Origin of the sequence: Streptomyces sp. NPDC059247, from assembly GCF_042754005.1 — a bacterium.
In the GTDB taxonomy this organism is placed as follows: domain Bacteria; phylum Actinomycetota; class Actinomycetes; order Streptomycetales; family Streptomycetaceae; genus Streptomyces.
The window spans coordinates 55,828-72,487 of sequence record NZ_JBHYZW010000017.1 but is presented as its reverse complement, the minus strand read 5'-3'; the positions used below and the strand labels follow the sequence as shown (position 1 = coordinate 72,487).

The window sequence follows — 16,660 nt, the reverse complement described above, 5'->3', positions numbered from 1 at the left end:
TGGTTCAGGCTCCCTTGAGCAGGAGGGACTTGCGGCTGGTGAACTCGGCGTTGGCGCGGTCGTAGTCGTCGGGGCGGCCGATGTCGAGCCAGTAGCCGTCGAAGGCGTAGGCGTGCGGCGGGGTCCCGGCGGCGAGCAGGTCGAGGACGAGTTCGTCGAAGCCGAGCGGCAGTCCCGGGGTGTACGTCTCCAGGGTGTCGCGGGAGACGCCGTAGACGCCCATGGAGACGCGGTAGTCGATGCTGGGCTTCTCGGTGAAGGCGACGACCCGGCTGTCGTCGGTGGTGAGGACGCCGAAGTCGATGCGGACCTTGCGGGCGTAGGTGGCGATGGTGAGCGGGGCGCGCGCGGCGGTGTGCTGCCGCAGGACGTCGGCGTAGTCGAGGTCGGTGAGGACGTCCCCGTTCATGACGAGGAAGTGCTCGGGGAGCCGGTCCTTGAAGGTGAGCAGGGGGCCCATCGTGCCGAGCGGGCTCTCCTCGGTGGCGTAGTCGATCTTCATTCCCCACTGGGAGCCGTCGCCGACGTAGGCGCGGATGATCTCGCCCAGGTGGCCGATGGCCAGGGTGCAGTGGGTGAAGCCCGCGCCGGACAGCTGGCGCAGCACTATCTCCAGGATGGCGTGTTCGTCACCGATCGGGACGAGCGGCTTGGGCAGGGCGGTGGTGTACGGCCGGAGCCGGACGCCCTTGCCTCCGGCCAGGATCACAGCGTGCATGGCGGACCTCCTTCGGGGTGCGTGCCGTCGGGTTCAGATGTTGTAGATGCCGGTCTTGTAACGAGAGAGGTTGGCGGGGTCGGTGAACCAGTCGGCGGTCCGGGCGAGTCCTTCCTCCAGCGTGTGGCCGGGGCTCCAGCCGGTGGCGTCGGTGAGCCGGGAGGCGTCGGCGACGAGCCGCATGACCTCGGAGGCGGCGGGCCGGAGCCGTTCGGCGTCCTCGCGGACGTCGAGGGGGGCGTCCATGACCTTGCCGATGAGGGCGACCAGGTCGCCGACGGAGATCTCGCCGCCGGTGCCCGCGTTGAAGGTGCGGCCGACGACCCGTTCCGCGGGGGCGGTGCCGACGGCGAGGAACGCCTGCGCGGTGTCGGCGACGAAGGTGAAGTCGCGGGTGGGGCGAAGGTCCCCGAGGGTGAGGGTGCGCTCCCCCGCGGCGACCTGTGCGATGACGGTGGGGATGACCGCCCGCATGGACTGGCGGGGCCCGAAGGTGTTGAAGGGGCGCAGGGTGACCACGGGGGTGTCGAAGCTGGCGTGGTAGCTGTCGGCGAGCCGGTCGCCGCCCGCCTTGGAAGCGGCGTACGGGGACTGGGTGTTGATGGGGTGGTCCTCGGTGATCGGCACGGTCTGCGCGGTGCCGTAGGTCTCGCTGGTGGAGGTGTGGACGAGCCGGGGGGTGCCGAGGGCGCGGACCGCCTCCAGGACGTTGAGGGTCCCGGTGACGTTGGTGTCCACATAGCTGTGGGGGGCCTGGTAGGAGTACGGGATCGCGATGAGCGCGGCGAGGTGGTAGGCGCAGTCGGCGCCGTCGAGGAGGGCGCGGACGGAGCCGGGGTCGCGGACGTCGCCGAGCACGATCTCCACCTGGTCGAGCACCTCGGGCGCGAGGGTCTCCAGCCAGCCGTAGGAGGAGAAGGAGTTGTACTGGGCCATGGCGCGGACCCGGTGGCCGGAGGCGACGAGCGCCTCCGTGAGGTGCGAGCCGATGAAGCCTTCGGCTCCGGTGACGGCGGCGAGCGGTGCGGAGGTCACGTGCGGGTTCCTTTCGGGGCGGTCGCGGGGACCGGGTGGGACGGGGAAGGCATGGGGGTGCCGTGCGGCCGGGCGGCGCGGGTGGGCGCCGGCCGGTCGTCAGGCGTGCGGGGAGGGCCGCCCGAGGAGGGCGAGGGTCACCCCGACGAGGCAGAGCGCGGCGGCGCCGCAGACGGCGGGGAGCAGCGCGTCGGGGCCGGGTGGTCCGGCCGCCCAGGTGACGGCGCCCGCCGCGGCGGCGGAGGTGAGGCAGACGAGGGCCGGTGGCCAGGCCACTCCGAAGGCCTGGAGCAGCAGCGCGGTCCAGAGCAGGGCCGCGAGGGCGAGCAGGGCGGCGGGTCCGGTACCGATGATCAGGGCGGGCGGCAGGAGGAGGAGCAGGTAGCCGGTGAGGCAGAGGGCGAGGACGCCGCAGGAGCGCAGGAGGAAGCCGCCGGGTGTGGTGGCGCGGCGCAGGGCCGTGACGGACCAGCCCCGATAGCGGTAGAGCAGCCATTCGGCGGGGCCCATGCTGAGGGTGAGGGCGATGACCGCGTACGGGTCGCGGCGCCCTTCCAGCATGGTGAGGACGGCGGCGGCGAGCCCGAAGAGGCCGTACGGCACGGAGGCGCGCAGGGGCGGGCGGGGGCCCGCGTCGGCGGCGGCCGGTTCGGCGAGGCAGTCGGCGAGGACGCGGGCGGCGGCGGCGAGGGTGGCCAGGACGGCGAGCAGGGGCAGGGTGAGCCGGATCAGGGCGCCGGGGTCCCACCAGGGCAGGACGGCTGCGCCCAGGACGAGCGGGGTGAGGGTGAGGAGCAGGAGGCGTTCGCGGCCGAGGACGAGGAGGACGCCCGCCGCGCCCAGGTAGAGCGACTGGAGGCCCGCGACGGCGGTGACGGGTCCGCCTCCGGCGGGGAGGGCGGCGAGGGCGGTGGCGACGGCCGCGCCGAGTGCGGCGCCGCCGACGAGGGAGCGTCCGGCTTCTCTGCGGCCGGTGACGAGCCGGAGGTGGGCGCGGTGTCCGAGGGCCTGGCCCCAGGCCCAGGAGACGGTGCCCGCGACGATGAGCGCGGGGGCGTGCCGGGTGACGTCCCAGAGGGGTGAGGTGAGGAGGTAGGCGAGCGCGGGGAGGGCGAAGAGGGCTCCGCGCAGCAGGCAGCGCAGGGTGTCCGGTCGCCAGGGGTCGGCGGTGGCGGGCGGTTCGGGGAAGGTCCGGGGGACGCGGTCGTAGAGGGCGGCGGCCAGGGAGAAGAGGGTGGGGTGTCCGTACCGCTCTTTGATCATGGAGGCGGAGAGGCCGTCCGCTTCGAGGAGCGCGGCGACCTCGTAGGGGTGGACGGCGGGTCCGATGCGGTCGGCGAGTTCGGCGGCGAGTTCGCTGACGGCTTCCTCGTCGGGGCCCTTGCGGGGCATCCGGATCGCGAGGGTCGGCGAGTCGCCCGGGTCGGCGGACCAGCGGCGCGGCCGGGGCACGGCGAGGCGGATCGCGAGGGTGTCCTGTTCGCTGCCGCCGGGTTCGAGGGACATGGGGCCGCTCATCCGGCGAAGCTTCCGGTGCCGCTGACCGCCGGGGTGGGCAGGACGATCCGGGCGGGCGCCGGGACCGGGCCCCGGGCGAGTTCGCGGTAGATGGCGCGGAAGGTGTCGATGGTCTGCCGCAGGGTGAACTGTTCGACGACGCGGGTGCGGGCGGCGGCGCCCATGGCGCGGCGCCGGGCGGGGTCGCCGAGGAGCCGGAGGGCGGCGGCGGCCATGGCCTCGGGGTCGCGCGGGGGGACGACGAGGCCGGTGTCGCCGACGGCTTCGCGGACGCCTCCGACGTCGGTGGAGACGGTGGCGCGTCCGCAGGACATGGCTTCGATGAGGGTGAAGGGGAAGCCTTCGCTGATGCTGGAGAGCATGACGACGTTGCCGGCGGCGTAGGCGTCCCTGATGTCGTCCACGCGTCCTTCGAAGGTGACGTGTCCGCCGTGGCCGAGGTCGGCGGCGAGTGCCTCGCAGCGGTCCCGGTAGGCCTCGCCGCCGCGCGGGGTGCCGCCGAAGAGCCGGAGCCGGGTCTCGGGGAGGCGTTCGCGGACGAGCGCGAAGGCGCGGATCAGGGTTTCCAGGTCCTTGATGGGGTCGACGCGTCCGGCCCAGCTGAGGGTGAGGGCCTCGGGTTCGGGTCCGGCGGGCGGGAAGGCGGCGGGGTCGACGCCGTTGTAGACGGTGCGGATGGCGGCGGGGTCGGCGCCGCCCTCCTCCTCCCAGAGCCGGTTGTAGCGGTTGCCGGGGGTGATGAGCGCGGCCCGGCGGTAGCTCTCTTCGGCGAGCAGCCGGAAGAAGCCGAGGATCACGGCCTTGACGGGCCAGCGGTAGGGGGCGGTGCGGTAGCCGAGGTAGCGCTCGCGCAGGTAGACGCCGTGCTCGGTGAGGAGCAGGGGGACGCCGTGGCGTTCGAGGGCGGCGAGTCCGGGCAGGACGGCGACGCCGCCGCTGACGGCGTGGGCGACGCCTTCGGTGGGGACCGGTGCGGCCAGGGGGCGCAGGGCGTGTTCGAGGAGGGCGGTCGCGGTGAGCGCGTCGTGGACGGTGGGTCCGGCCTCGGCGGCGGGTATGCCCGGCCGTCGCCAGACCGAGGTGAGGACGGATATCGCGGTGTCGCCGCGGAGGAAGGGGCTGAGGACCCCGTCGGCGGCGGCGTGCGCGAGCCCGTGCAGGGCGGGGGCGAATCCGGCTTCGGCGGTGGGGTCGAGCAGGGCGGTCAGGAAGGTCTCGTAGGTGTCCGCGAGGCGTCTCGCGGTGCGTCCGCGCGGGGCGCGGCCGGGTGGGGCGGGGCCCCACATGGGGACGGACAGGACGTCGGTGACGTGGGCCGGCAGGTCCCACGCGAGCGGTTCGCGTCCGGTGCCGGTGACGGCTATGACGTCGAAGCGTATGTCGGGCATCCCGGTGACGAGCTGGTCGCACCAGACGCTGACGCCGCCGTGGCTGTGCGGGTAGGTGCCTTCGGTGAGCAGGGTGACGCGCGGGGCGCCGGAGCGCCGGGCGCCCTGGGGTACGTGCATGGGTGTGTGCTCCACGGCGGTGGTGGGGTGGTGGTACGGGTCCCGGGCACCCCTGTCGGTGAGGTGTCCGGGACCTTCGCTGCCGGTGGTGGGGTCAGCCGTCGGTGCCGGGCGCGACCGGGGCGGAGACGCCCCGGGGTACGCGGGCGACCGGGGCGGGCGCGGGGACGGGGCCCGGGGCGCCGGTCGTGGTGACCGGGGCGGGCGGCGCGGACAGGGTGAGGGTGAGCGGGGTGGCCGTGAGGGCGGTCCAGCCGGAGCGGGTGCCCGCGTAGGCCTCGCCGAAGGCGGTGCCGGCGCGCAGGGTTCCCGCGGGCATGGTGGCGGGGACGGCCAGTCCGGTCGGGCCCTGGACGGTCACGGCGCCGCCGATGCGGTAGGCGGTGATCTGTCCGGCGCTGACGGCGGTCTGCCAGGCGGTGCGGCGCTTGAGCTCGCCGCCGATGTCCTTCATCCGCAGGTTGACCACGGGGGTGCTGGTCGCGAAGAGCGACTGGTAGCTGTCGAGGACGCCGTCGAGGACGGGGTAGGCGATGCGGTCCTCGGCGAGGTTCGACTGGTGGATGAAGTGCGGCTTCGGGTCGTTGGCGAGGACGTGGCCGAGGGCGATCTGGCGCTCCAGCGGCACGATGTGGTTCGTGTAGCCGGTGGCCGGGTCGAGCGGGGCGGGCAGGCAGGTGGTGGTCGCGGGGTTGTCCTCGCAGATGCCGCTGCCGCCCTGGGCGCGGCTGGTGTAGATCCAGTTGTACTCGTCGACCTGCTCGGCGGCCCGGCCCGCGTTGTAGAAGATGTTCATGGGGTAGCGGGGGACGGTGGTCGCGGAGCCGACCTGTCGCTGGCCGGGGTCGCGGGAGTTGTCCGAGGCCAGCCAGGTGATGCCGTTGTCGCCGAGGGCGAGGCCCAGGTTGGGGTTGTCGGTGGGCTGCTGGGGCAGGACGCGCAGCCCGGAGTGCTCCCCGGTGACGAGTTCGCCGTTCTCCAGGGGCAGTCCGGCGCTCTGGCCCCAGACGCGGTTGAGGGCGATCTCGTCGGAGACGGCGGCCCTGCTCACCCACTTCACGGAGCCGTTGGGCAGGGTGGCGCAGCGCCAGGGCACGACGGAGGTGTCCTGTTCGCAGCCGAGGAAGGCGTGGGTGTAGGTGTGGTTGATCCAGCGGAACTGGTTGCGCTGGGTGACCAGTCGGTCGGCGAGCGGGTCGGCGCCGTTGTTCTCCTCGCGGTGGTCCACGCTGCCCGCGGCGTTGTAGGCGAGGTCGAGCGTGAAGCCCCGGGTGTTCTGCCAGGTGACGGCCGCGTCGACGTCGGCGGGGGTCATCCGGATGGGGTCGGGTACGGCGTTGGGGTCGGTGCAGTCGACGTCGCCGGGGGTGCAGTTGAGCGTGGAGTTCCAGCGGTCGTCGGCGGCGAGGACGTCGTCGATGTGGACGGCGAAGTAGTTGCGGGAGGCGCCCAGGTGGACGCCGTCGGTCATCCATTCGACGATGCCGCGGGCCAGCAGGCGGAACTGCTGCTGGTAGCGGTTGTAGACGAAGGTGACGACGAGTTCGCGCCGTCCGTCGTGCTGGTACTCGCCGACCAGCGAGCCCTTCTTGGTGGTGCCGGGGATCGTCGCCTCGACGTACGGGGTGAAGTCGGCGCCCGCCACCGGGGTGGAGAGGTAGGCGTAACTCTCGCCGACGGTGGGCGAGTTGTCCTCGAAGGGCACCGCTCCTGCGAGGTATCCGAAGGGGCCGTTGCGACCGGCCGTGGTGACCTGGGCCTGGACGCCGTCAAGGCTGCCGGAGTAGCCGCCGTAGACCGGGTACTGGAGTCCGGCCTCGGGCCGGGCGTAGGTGTACGCGTCGACCTGCGGGATGTCGTAGGCCTGCTCGTAGGCGACGAGGGCGGCCATCTCGGACGAGTTCGCCGGGAACGGGTTGTCGTTCGGCAGGACGACCGCCTGGAACTTGGCGCGGGCGCGGCCCCCGACGCTGTCGGCCAGATAGGCGGCGTCGATGACGGGCCGGTCGGCGCGGTTCAGGTCGATCTCGGTGTACGGCGTTCCCGCCGTCTGGAGTTCGGCGGCGATGGCCTGGGTGGCGGGCCCGCCGTCGGTGACGACCAGGACCCGTAGGTCGACCCGGGGCAGCGGCTCGACCGCCCCGGCGGTCGAGGTGGGCAGGACGAGTCCCGCCAGGAGCGCGCCGGTGGCGAGCAGGGTGGTGCTGACTATCCGCTTCATGCGGTGGTGTTCTCCTCCCGGAGCAGGGGTGGGTACGGCTCCGTGGAGCGGACGCACCCCCTCGTGCGACGCCGGCGTCCCCCTCGAAGGCCGGTCGTCCACGCATCCGTCGCGTCAAATGGTGAGGTATCTGTGAGGTTTTTGTGGTGTTGCTGCGCAAGGTGGCGGGAATTCGCCGGTCCTCGCGGAGGGCGATGGCGGTGCTTCCGGGGCGCTCAGGGGGTCTGCCGCCGCACCGGAGGTGATCCTTCCGATGGCCTACAGGTCATGACTGGCGGGAATGAGGACCACCGGCGGGCCGAGGGCCCGCCGGTGGCTTCGCCAGAGGTGTGGACCTGTCCGAAAAGGAGGCCGCTAGGGGCGAGTTTCGGACGGTGTCCGCCCGGGGCGCCGGTGTCTCAGGCGCAGAGGACGCGGGTCTCCGGGGTGTAGACCGGGCCGCCGTTGACGCTGGTGGTGTCGCTGAACTCGGCGTAGAAGTACGAGTAGAAGCCTATGTTGCCGTTGCAGCCCGAGTCGGGGGCGACCTGGAGGGTCAGCGTGACGGTGCGGCTCTGGCCGGGCGGGATGGTCGCGCCGTAGTTGGCGCCCAGGTTGGCGGGGCCGGTGCCGGAGCAGGAGCTGCTGCCCGAGGGGCCGGCGAGCGTGCAGCCGGTGAACGCGTACTTGAGGTCCGGGCGCTGGGTGGTCAGCCAGGTCGGGTCGATGGTCTGGTAGACGAACCAGATGTCGTAGTTCTTGTTGTTCGTGAGCGTCATCGAGAGGTTCACGGTGCCGCCGGGCGTGGTGGTGGCGGCGCTGGTGGAGAAGGTCAGCTGCGCGGGTGCCGGGTCGGCGGCGTTCGCGGCCGGGGCCAGGCCGAAGAGGCCCATACAGAGCGCGAGAACGACGGTGAGACCGAGGCGTCGGGTCAGGAGTGATCGCATGGTCCGGGAGGCTAGGCACCGGGAGGGCGCGCCGTCTCCCTCCACGAGCGGAATGAGGCGGTCCCCGCGGCCGAAAGTATTCCCTGTGTGAAGGCGGTGGGGAGAAAACGTGAAGGCCCGCGCGAAGGATCTTTGCGCACGCCGTGGGGAGTGTGGCACCACCCCCGGAGAGGGGCGCGGAGCCCCGCGCGAACCGGTCGCCCCCGTCACGGATTTGGCGCGTACGCAACAGACCACGATGCGCCGGAACCTCCTCCGCATCGCACAACGATCAATACTTTCGGGCCAATTGGCGTGATTCAACCAGCCGATCCCGTCTCCCGTCGCCATCGAATGGAGACCGATCCTGATCGATTACTTTCTGTTATTTTCTTTGATTTTCCTGTGCACGTTTGGGCCGCCGTGATCGCTGATACCGGTGGAGGCGATGGCCTCCGGTACCGCGGAGAGGGGGCGGCGGGCGGTGCGCAGGATCGACGGGAGGGGGCCACATGCGGGAGGGCACGACGGTGTCGCGGAGCGGACTCGCCGCGGAGGCGGCAGCGGGGGGAGACACCGCACGGGCCCGGGAGGGCGTGCCCGCAGCCACGGTGAGGTGCTCCGCCCGCCCGGGGTGGACCGACACGGACGCAGAGGTGCTCCCGTGAGCGATGTCGGCACGGAGGAGCCGGGCGCCACCGGACCGCCCCGGCCGCCCCTCCCCCCGGACGGATGTCCCGCCGGGTACTGGGAGTTCCACGCCCGGCTGTACGACAGGTTCGTCAGGTTCGCACGGTACGACCTGCGGTCCGACGAGCTCGCGGAGGCGGCCGTGGACACCACCTTCGCGGAGCTGATGTACCGGTGGCCGAAGGTGGCGGCGCGGGACAATCCGACCGCCCACGCGTGGACCGTGCTGAAGAGGCGCCTCGTCGACCAGGGCCGCAGACGCCGGAGGACCGCCCTCCCGGTCGACGACCCGACCCTGTGGAGCCTGCTCGACGAACGTGCCGGGGCGCACGACCCCTTCGACGCACTGGCCCTGCGGATCTCCGTGCGCAACGCCGTCCACCGGCTGCCCGAGCGGCAGCGGGACGTGATCACCCTCTATTTCCTGCTGGACCAGCCGACCTCCGTGGTGGCCGAGGTGCTGGGCATCAACGAGGCCACGGTCCGCTCGCACATCAGCCGGGCGCTCCCCCGCCTCGGGCGGACACTCGACCTGCCGGGCAGCCGCCCGGACCACCGAAGGGCCTGCTCATGAGCGAGCACAGTGAGGTCTTCCGGTCCGTGGAGGACGTCCTCGCCACGGCCTCGTCCGACGTCCCCGGGCGGCGGCCCGATCTCGCGGCCTCCCGCGCCCGGCTCCTGGCACACGCCGCCGGTCTCCCGTCCGCACCCGGCGCCGGGGCCGCCGACGAGCCGTCCGAACCGGCCACCGGGACCGTCACGGACAGTCACCCCGGGCGGCCTCCGCTCGACGCCGACGAGGCCCTGCGCCGACTGGACGCCCTGTGCGGCTCGGTCGTCCTGTCCCGCACGGCCGGTTCCTCGCTCGCCGCGTTCGCCGAGTACACGGCGGCCGATCCTGGTGGCGCGCTCGTCTTCGCCTGTGTGCTGCATCTCGCGGGTGACGGCGAAGGGGCCACGTTCTGGTGGCAGTTGGCGGCCGGGGCCGAACTGGACCCGGCCGTCCACTGCCTGTTCCTCGACCACTCCCGGCGCGGGGAGTACCAGGACGCGGCCGTGTGGGCCCGCCGTCTCGGCGACGCCGACGCCCCGCACGCCCTCACGGGCGGCCCGCTCCGCTCCCCGTCCCCGCTGCTGCGGCAGACGCTCGCGCGGGCCCGCCGGTGGACCGTTCCGCACGAGCACGAGGACTTCGGCACGGTGCCGCTCGCCACCCCGGGCCTCGCCAAGGAGGTCTTCGCGCTGGCCCCCCGGCGCGAGGGGACGGCCCCCGGGGACTGGATGGTCCCGCACCCGGCGGCGGCACCGCGCGCGAAGGAGGGCGGCCGGGCCGCCGGAGGACCCGCCGCGCGCGGGCCACGGGCGGACGGGGGCGCCCCGCCGCCCGGCGGGAGCACCGCCTTCTCCGTACGGCCCCTGCGGCACACGACCCTGACCGCGCTCGCCCAGCAGGTGCCCGAGGCACCGGACCGGTGGACGGAGGCGATGCGGGTGCTGGACGTCCTGCACGCCGTCCGGGGCGCCCGCGCGCCCCTCGCCCCGGCCGGGATCGCCTCGGCGGCGGGGCTCGGCGGGATCGACCTCGGCCGGCTCCTCGGCTGGCTGTGCGGGCACCATCTGCTCAGCCGCCTCCCCGACGGCTCGTACACCGTCGGGCCGCTCTTCTCCCCCGTCCCCGCGGGCGATCCGGTCCTGCGCCACGACACCCTCACCCGGCTGCTCGACGATCTGCGGGACACCACGGGCGCGGCCGTCTACTTCTCGCGGTACACCGACGGGGAGATCGACATCCAGCACTGCTCGGACGGCCCCGGCACTCCGGCGATCATCCAGTGGGTCGACCTGAAGGAGGCCGCCCACGCCAGCGCGAACGGCAAGAGCCTGATGGCCCAGCTCGACTTCGAGGGCCGGATGGACCACCTGGCGCGGTACCGGCCGTACGCCCTGACGGAGCGGACCATCACGGATCCCGCCGCGCTGTTCCGCACCCTGGACGGCCACGGCCCCCACGCCAGCCAGTTCGACGTCCTGGAGTACTCGCGGCGCGAGGTGTGCGTGGCGGTTCCGGTGGCCCTCGACGGGCAGCCCGCCTGCGTCGCCCTGTCCCTGCCCGCCGACCGGTCGCCACGGCTCGTCGAGGCCGCGCGGATCCTGTCCGGGCAGTCGGCCCTGATCCTGCTGACGCTGCTCGCCGCGCTCCCCGCCGCCGCACCGGAGCCGCCGGAGGGAGGGGCGGCGGCGTCCCGGCACGGCCCCTCGGGGCTGCTCCTCCCGGCGGGCTCCCTCGGTCCCTCCCCCGTCGACTGGACCGGCTTCCTCACCGATACGCACCACTCCTGACGACGACCCGCACCCGTGAGCCCGGGGGTGCGTCGCCCAGCCCCACGCCCAGGAACGGACGTCGGCGCGCGACCGGGCTCCTCCGGCGCGCCCGCATCACCGACATGATGGACATCGTCTTCTCCGCGCTTCCGGAGTTCCTCGGCAGTCTGTGCGCGGGGCTCGTCATCGCCGCCGTCGGCCGCGCCCGCAGACGCCCCCGGCGGAGCCGCCGGAGCCACCGGGCCGGGCGCGGTCACCGATTCTGAGGGCGGGAGCCCGCGCGCGTACGCCCGCCGGGGAGTGTCGTCGGGGAGTGCCGTCGGTCAGCGCCTGACGATCCGGTCGAGGACGTCGGCGACGGCGGACTTGACCGCTTCGCGGTGGTGCAGGGGTTCGGCGGGCAGGTCGCTGGTGGGGCGCACGCCCCGGTCGGCGAGGACGTGGAGCATCCGCAGGGTGCGCAGGCAGTTGCTGATGTGGGCGGGTACCGGGGTGCTGATGCGGTCGGACCCGAAGCGTTCCGCGATCGGCTCCAGCCAGCCGGTGGAGCCGGCTCCGCTCAGATCGGTACGGGTGAGGACCAGGGCGACGGCCCGCGCCAGGCGGTCGTCCTCCAGTTGGTCGTAGACGTGGTCGGTGGGCGCCGTCAGCCGTGCGGCGGCCAGCTCCAGCATCCGTACGGGCGCCACCTCGGGGTGGCGGCCGAGGCGGGACAGCAGGTCGGCGCCGTGCGCCACCGCGTGCAGCCAGCCGAGCGTCCCGTCGTGGCCGCGCAGATCCCGCTCCGCCGGGTACCAGCGCTCGAACGCGTCCACCCATCCGGCCTTCAGGTCCCCCGCCGCCACCAGCATGTCGAGCACGAGGGGCGCGAAGGTACGGGCCTCGATCCTCGGGTCGTCGAACCGGGCGGCCATCTCGTCGCCCAGTTCGAGCCGCCGGGACGCCCCGATCGTCCCCCGGTCTATCCAGGTGGCCAGAACGGTGTAGGGCGCGCCGTCCCGGACCAGCGGGTCGGGGTCCGCCAGGGCCCGGGACAGTTCGCCGACGAGGTCGTCCATGGCCCGGTCGGCGGGCACGGCGCAGTCGGCGGCTTCGATGGTGTTCCAGTCGATCATGCCCGGCAGGGTAGACGCCCACCGCCGCCCCGCGCCTCCCGATTAGGCGCACATATGGGCTTATTTTCTCAACTGCCTTGCGAGGGAGTGGAGTTCTCAGGAAGACCGAGCGGCCCTGTCGCTGCCCCAGGTCCGGGAGGCTGCCGTCCCAGGTCGTGGCCGGGGCAGCCCGGTTCACTCCGTGTCGTCGACTCCCTCGACGTCGACCGGGCTCGTTCCGTCGAAGGTCACGAGGATCCCGTAGGGGTCCGCGAGCCGGAAGCGGCTCTCGGTGAAGAGGACGGCCCAGGACCGGCCGCCCCACACCGTCGCCTCAGGACCGGCCAGGGGAAGGTCCGGCAGGTCCAGCAGGCCGATCTCCTCGGCGGTGAGTCCGAAGCGCTCCTCCCCGAGCCGGGTGCGGCAGTACCGTCGCGCCTCGGCCACGAGGGCGTCGAACCGGCCCACCACCTCGTGGGCCAGGCGGAGGGTGGCCTCGTCGGGCGGCGCGGGTGGTTCGGTCACCACGCTGATCGCCGCCGACCCGCCGCCCTCGGGCTCCGGCCGGGAGCCGGTCCAGCAGGCCAGATGCGCAGGGCCCGGCGTACGGCTCAGTACGAGCCCCGCGACGCTCAGGGTCCTCGGCAGTCCCCCTCCTTCGCCGGGCGCTTCCGTCTCTTCCGTGCGCGGGACGTGCGGTGGTTCGTCGTGGTCCGGCATCGGCTCAGCATAGGACCGGGGGGCGGGACCCCGTCCCGGGGGCCGGACGGCACGGCGGAAATTCCCGGCAGGCCGAGAAGGCGACTGTTAGGGTCGAAGGGACGTTGACCGTGTGACGAGGAGCGGCAGACATGTCGGGTGACGACGACATCTCCGGGTGAGACCCGGAACTGACGGCCACCGCGGCGCCCCGGGCGCAGGCGGAGTGGCCCGTCTCGTCGTACCCCGTTTCCGCATGTCTGCCCGGGGCGAAGCCCTCTCCGCCCCCAGCCCTCCCGAGGTCCTTCCATGTCCGACGTCTCCGTCGTCTGCTCCGGCCTGTCCTTCTCCTGGCCCGACGACACCCCCGTCTTCCACGACCTGACCTTCGCCCTGGCCTCCGGCCGTACCGGGCTCGTCGCGCCCAACGGCTCCGGCAAGAGCACCCTGCTCAGGCTGATCGCCGGTGAGCTGCGGCCGTCCGCCGGTTCGGTGTCCACCGGCGGCACCGTCGGGTACCTCCCGCAGACCCTGCCCCTGAGCGGTGACCTCACCGTGGCCGAGGTCCTCGGCATCGCCCCGGTGATCCGCGCCCTCGACGCCGTCGAGTCCGGTGACGTCGGCGAGGAGCACTTCGCCACCATCGGCGACGACTGGGACATCGAGGAGCGGACCCGTGCCCAGCTCGACCGCCTCGGGCTCGGGGGGCTGGCCCTCGACCGCCGTCTCGGCACCCTCAGCGGCGGCCAGATCGTCTCCCTCGGTCTCGCCGCGCGGCTCCTGGCCCGCCCCGACGTACTGCTCCTCGACGAGCCGACCAACAACCTGGACCGGGACGCCCGGCACCGGCTGTACGACGTGCTCGCCGACTTCAACGGGCTGCTCCTGGTGGTCGCCCACGACCGGGCCCTGCTCGACCGCATGGACGGCATCGCCGAACTGGGCGCCTCCCGGCTGCGTCTCCACGGCGGCGACTTCACCTCGTACGAGGAAGCCGTGCGCACCGAGCAGGAAGCCGCCGAGAAGAACGTGCGCAACGCGGAACAGGACCTGAAGCGCGAGAAGCGCGAGCTCCAGCAGGCCCGCGAACGCGCCGACCGCCGCGCGAGCAACGCCGCCCGCAATCTGAAGAGCGCCGGGCTGCCCCGCATCTTCGCGGGGAACATGAAGCGCGGCGCGCAGGAGTCCGCCGGGCGCGCCAGGCAGACGCACGTGTCCCGGGTCGGTGAGGCCAGGGACCGTCTGGACGAGGCCGGGCGGGCGCTCCGTGACGAGCAGCGCCTCTCCCTGGACCTGCCCGACACCCAGGTGCCCGCCGGTCGGGACCTGTTCCTCGGTGAGGGGATGCGGGTCCGGCGCGACGACCGCGACCTGTTCGCACAGGACGGTGTCGATCTCTCCGTGCGCGGGCCCGAGCGCATCGCGCTGACCGGTCCCAACGGCTCGGGGAAGACCACCCTGATGCGGCTGGTCAGCGGTGAACTCGCCCCGGACGGAGGGCTGGTCAAGCGCGGTGACGGCCGGGTCGCCCATCTCTCACAGCGCCTGGACCTGCTGGACACGGACCGCACCGTGGCGGAGAACTTCGCCGCCTTCACGCCCGAGCGGTCCGACGCGGAGCGGATGAACCTGCTCGCGCGGTTCCTGTTCCGGGGCCCCCGGGCGCACCTCCCCGTCGGTGTGCTGTCCGGCGGGGAGCGGCTGCGGGCCACCCTGGCCTGTGTCCTGTGCGCGGAACCGGCGCCGCAGCTGCTCCTCCTCGACGAGCCGACGAACAACCTCGACCTGGTCAGCGTGGGCCAGTTGGAGGGCGCGCTCCAGTCGTACCGGGGCGCGTTCCTGGTGGTCAGTCACGACGACCGGTTCCTCGCCGAGATCGGGGTGGACCGCTGGCTGCGGCTGGCCGACGGCAGGCTGGAGACCATCGGCGGCCCTGGGATGTGACCGGCGGGCGCGTCCCGTGCCCCGGGCGGGGACGGGACGCGGCTCGGTGTCCTCGGGCGCGTTCCCGAGGACACCGCCCGGTGGGACGACGCCTCCGGCGGGACGCTCCGGGCGAGGCTCCGGCCGCGTCCCCGCCGGAGCGGTGAGCTTCTCGGGCGGGGCCGCTCGCCGGGGGTCTCCGGGGCGGTCCGCACCGCGCCCCGGAGACCTGGAGCCGGGGGCTCAGTCCTCGTCGCCCTCGTCCTCGTCGTCGCCCTCGAAGAAGTCGCCCACCTCGTCCACGACTTCGGCGGCCACCATGCCGCCGACGACGCCCACGGCCAGGCCCGCCGCACCGGCGGCGACGACGGTGCCCATGCCCGGCCCCGAGCGGTGGCCGCCGTCGTGGTGGCCGTGCCCGTGGTCGCCCTTGTGGGCGTGGCCGCCGTACGGATCGTGGCCGTACGCATCGTGGGAGCCGTGGCCGCCCTGGGCGAAGAGGGCGCCGCCGGGCCCTGAGGCGCCGTGGTTCCCGTACGCGGAGTGGTGTTCCACCAGCCTGCGCAGCCAGTCGTCCACCTCGGCGTTCCAGTCGATCCGCTCGACGCCGTGGTGGCTGACGGTGAAGCGGGTGAGGGCGTCGTGGCCCTCGGAGCGGAAGCCGCCGCGCTTGTCGGCCTCCAGGACGACCTCGAGACCGGCGGGACCGGCGAGGAAGGTCACCTCGATCTCGTTGACCTGGTGCGCGTACCGGGGGGACGGGGCGAGTTCGATCTCCTGGTAGAAGGGCAGTTGCTGGCCGGTGCCGCCGATGTGGCCGAGTTCCAGGTCGGCCGACTTGAAGCCGAGGCCGAGCTGGCCCAGGGCTTCCAGGATCGCCTCCTGCGCGGGCAGGGGGCGGACGGCCAGCGGGTCCGTGTCGCCCTTGTCGCGGGCGCCCGCGACACCGAGTTCGGTGCGGACGCCCAGCACGATGCCGAGGCCCTGCCCGTACAACTCGGTGATCGGGGTCTCCCAGGGCAGCGGGAAGGAGAAGGGGACGCTTCGGTGCTCCTCCTCCGCGAGCCGGAAGTTCCCGGCGACGACGTGCCGGTGGAAGACGGCGAGGCCCTCGGACTCGCCGTCCTCGTGCTCCGCCTCGACCCGGGCCACGAGTTCCAGGGTGATGTGCTCGATCGTGAAGTCGGCGCCGCCGCCCTTCAGATGGACCTGCCCGCTCAGGACACCGCCCGGCGTCACCGCGCCGGGGTCGAGCACGGTGTCCACCGAGGGGCCGCCGACGCCGAGCGAGCCGAGCAGACGCTTGAACACCATCTGGCGTTCACTCCATTCATGTCACGTGGGGTGGTTCGGCACGAGGAGCTCCGGAGACCGCAAGCCCTCTACATGCCTGTAGAAGCATAGAGGTGGCCGGTGCGTGCCAGATCCACTCAGGGGTCCGCCGGGTCGCGTCCGTACCGGAGTTGACCCTCCGCGCGCGGGTCGCGGCGGCGACGGAGAGGGCGTCGGCCCGTGCGCCGGATCCTTGGGGACGCCCGCACGGGTGAGTCGCCCGGACGACGTCCGACCGCGCGGCCGTACGGACGTGAAGCCCCGCCGAAGGGCCCGCCGGTCGAGCACCGCCCGCCCCCGCGCCGTACGGGACGGCCCGTGGCGACGGCTGCCCGCCGGGCGGAACGCGGTCGGCCGCCCGGCCCGTGCGGGCGGGGCGGCGACACGGGCGGCGCGGGTTACTTGGCGGCGGCCAGGGCCGCGAGGGCCTGCGCCCAGCGGGCGAACTTCAGGTCCGCGAGGTCGGCGACGGTCTTCACTCCGAAGGCCTCCTCCAGCAGCTCGCCGTCCCGGTCGGAGACGCCCTTCAGCGCGGCGACGGGGGCGGCCAGGATCTCGGGCAGGCTCTTCTCCGCCCACGCCTTGTCCAGCACCTTGTCGAGATCGATCGAAGCCATGAGGCCCTCCAGCCGTCGAGCAGGCGCGACCACCGCGCCTCTACACAGCTGTAGAAAATACGCGGTCGATCACTTCCG

The 16,660-nt window shown here is 73.4% G+C and carries 14 protein-coding genes; 4 read left to right on the top strand and 10 right to left on the bottom strand.

Annotated features, from left to right (window positions below; translation table 11 throughout):
• Positions 1–4: 4 nt before the first annotated feature.
• From ACFXGN_RS25635 to ACFXGN_RS25610, 6 genes are all read right to left on the bottom strand, one after another.
• On the bottom strand, positions 5–718 hold the full coding sequence (locus ACFXGN_RS25635; protein ID WP_351784270.1) for a sugar phosphate nucleotidyltransferase: 714 nt from the start codon (positions 716–718) through the stop codon (positions 5–7).
• Between the two features lie 33 nt (positions 719–751).
• Positions 752–1,753, bottom strand: a complete 1,002-nt coding sequence (locus ACFXGN_RS25630) for a GDP-mannose 4,6-dehydratase (protein ID WP_351784268.1) — start codon at positions 1,751–1,753, stop codon at positions 752–754.
• A gap of 99 nt (positions 1,754–1,852) precedes the next feature.
• Positions 1,853–3,271: a hypothetical protein gene (locus ACFXGN_RS25625; protein WP_384863473.1), complete on the bottom strand. Its 1,419-nt coding sequence runs from the start codon at positions 3,269–3,271 to the stop codon at positions 1,853–1,855.
• The gene (pelF, locus tag ACFXGN_RS25620; protein ID WP_384863470.1) at positions 3,268–4,779 is read right to left on the bottom strand and encodes a GT4 family glycosyltransferase PelF; all 1,512 of its coding nucleotides are present in this window, start codon (positions 4,777–4,779) and stop codon (positions 3,268–3,270) included. The genes ACFXGN_RS25625 and pelF overlap by 4 nt, the downstream gene beginning before the upstream one ends.
• Before the next feature lie 94 nt (positions 4,780–4,873).
• Positions 4,874–7,000, bottom strand: a complete 2,127-nt coding sequence (locus tag ACFXGN_RS25615) for a hypothetical protein (protein ID WP_384863467.1) — start codon at positions 6,998–7,000, stop codon at positions 4,874–4,876.
• 398 nt (positions 7,001–7,398) lie between these two features.
• On the bottom strand, positions 7,399–7,926 hold the full coding sequence (locus tag ACFXGN_RS25610) for a hypothetical protein (RefSeq protein ID WP_384863464.1): 528 nt from the start codon (positions 7,924–7,926) through the stop codon (positions 7,399–7,401).
• 643 nt (positions 7,927–8,569) lie between these two features.
• Between ACFXGN_RS25610 and ACFXGN_RS25605 the strand changes: the two genes are divergently transcribed.
• The 3 genes from ACFXGN_RS25605 to ACFXGN_RS25595 all read left to right on the top strand — a co-directional run bounded on the left by ACFXGN_RS25605 (position 8,570) and on the right by ACFXGN_RS25595 (position 11,183).
• Positions 8,570–9,169, top strand: a complete 600-nt coding sequence (locus ACFXGN_RS25605) for an RNA polymerase sigma factor (protein ID WP_384863462.1) — start codon at positions 8,570–8,572, stop codon at positions 9,167–9,169.
• Positions 9,166–10,935, top strand: a complete 1,770-nt coding sequence (locus tag ACFXGN_RS25600; protein ID WP_384863459.1) for an IclR family transcriptional regulator C-terminal domain-containing protein — start codon at positions 9,166–9,168, stop codon at positions 10,933–10,935. Before ACFXGN_RS25605 ends, ACFXGN_RS25600 begins: the two co-directional genes overlap by 4 nt.
• A 104-nt stretch (positions 10,936–11,039) precedes the next feature.
• Positions 11,040–11,183: a hypothetical protein gene (locus ACFXGN_RS25595; protein WP_384863456.1), complete on the top strand. Its 144-nt coding sequence runs from the start codon at positions 11,040–11,042 to the stop codon at positions 11,181–11,183.
• Positions 11,184–11,240: 57 nt separating this feature from the next.
• On the opposite strand, the gene ACFXGN_RS25590 is transcribed toward ACFXGN_RS25595, so the two are convergent.
• Positions 11,241–12,032 (bottom strand): DUF2785 domain-containing protein, encoded by a 792-nt coding sequence (locus ACFXGN_RS25590; protein ID WP_384863453.1) that lies wholly within the window; start codon positions 12,030–12,032, stop codon positions 11,241–11,243.
• A 174-nt stretch (positions 12,033–12,206) separates the two neighbouring features.
• A complete protein-coding gene (locus ACFXGN_RS25585) occupies positions 12,207–12,731 on the bottom strand; it encodes a hypothetical protein (protein WP_384863450.1) in 525 nt (174 codons plus the stop codon).
• A gap of 288 nt (positions 12,732–13,019) precedes the next feature.
• On the opposite strand from ACFXGN_RS25585, the gene ACFXGN_RS25580 reads away from it, so the two are divergent.
• Entirely contained in the window at positions 13,020–14,654 is a 1,635-nt protein-coding gene (locus tag ACFXGN_RS25580; protein ID WP_384863448.1) for an ABC-F family ATP-binding cassette domain-containing protein, read from the top strand.
• A 222-nt stretch (positions 14,655–14,876) separates the two neighbouring features.
• Here ACFXGN_RS25580 and ACFXGN_RS25575 read toward each other — a convergent pair whose 3' ends face one another.
• Both ACFXGN_RS25575 and ACFXGN_RS25570 read right to left on the bottom strand, forming a co-directional pair.
• Positions 14,877–15,947 carry a sporulation protein gene (locus ACFXGN_RS25575; protein WP_384863445.1) on the bottom strand — a complete coding sequence of 357 codons (1,071 nt, stop codon included), beginning with the start codon at positions 15,945–15,947 and terminating at the stop codon, positions 14,877–14,879.
• Between the two features lie 416 nt (positions 15,948–16,363).
• Positions 16,364–16,582, bottom strand: coding sequence for a hypothetical protein (locus ACFXGN_RS25570; RefSeq protein ID WP_384863442.1), 219 nt, complete (start codon positions 16,580–16,582; stop codon positions 16,364–16,366).
• Between the last annotated feature and the right edge of the window lie 78 nt (positions 16,583–16,660).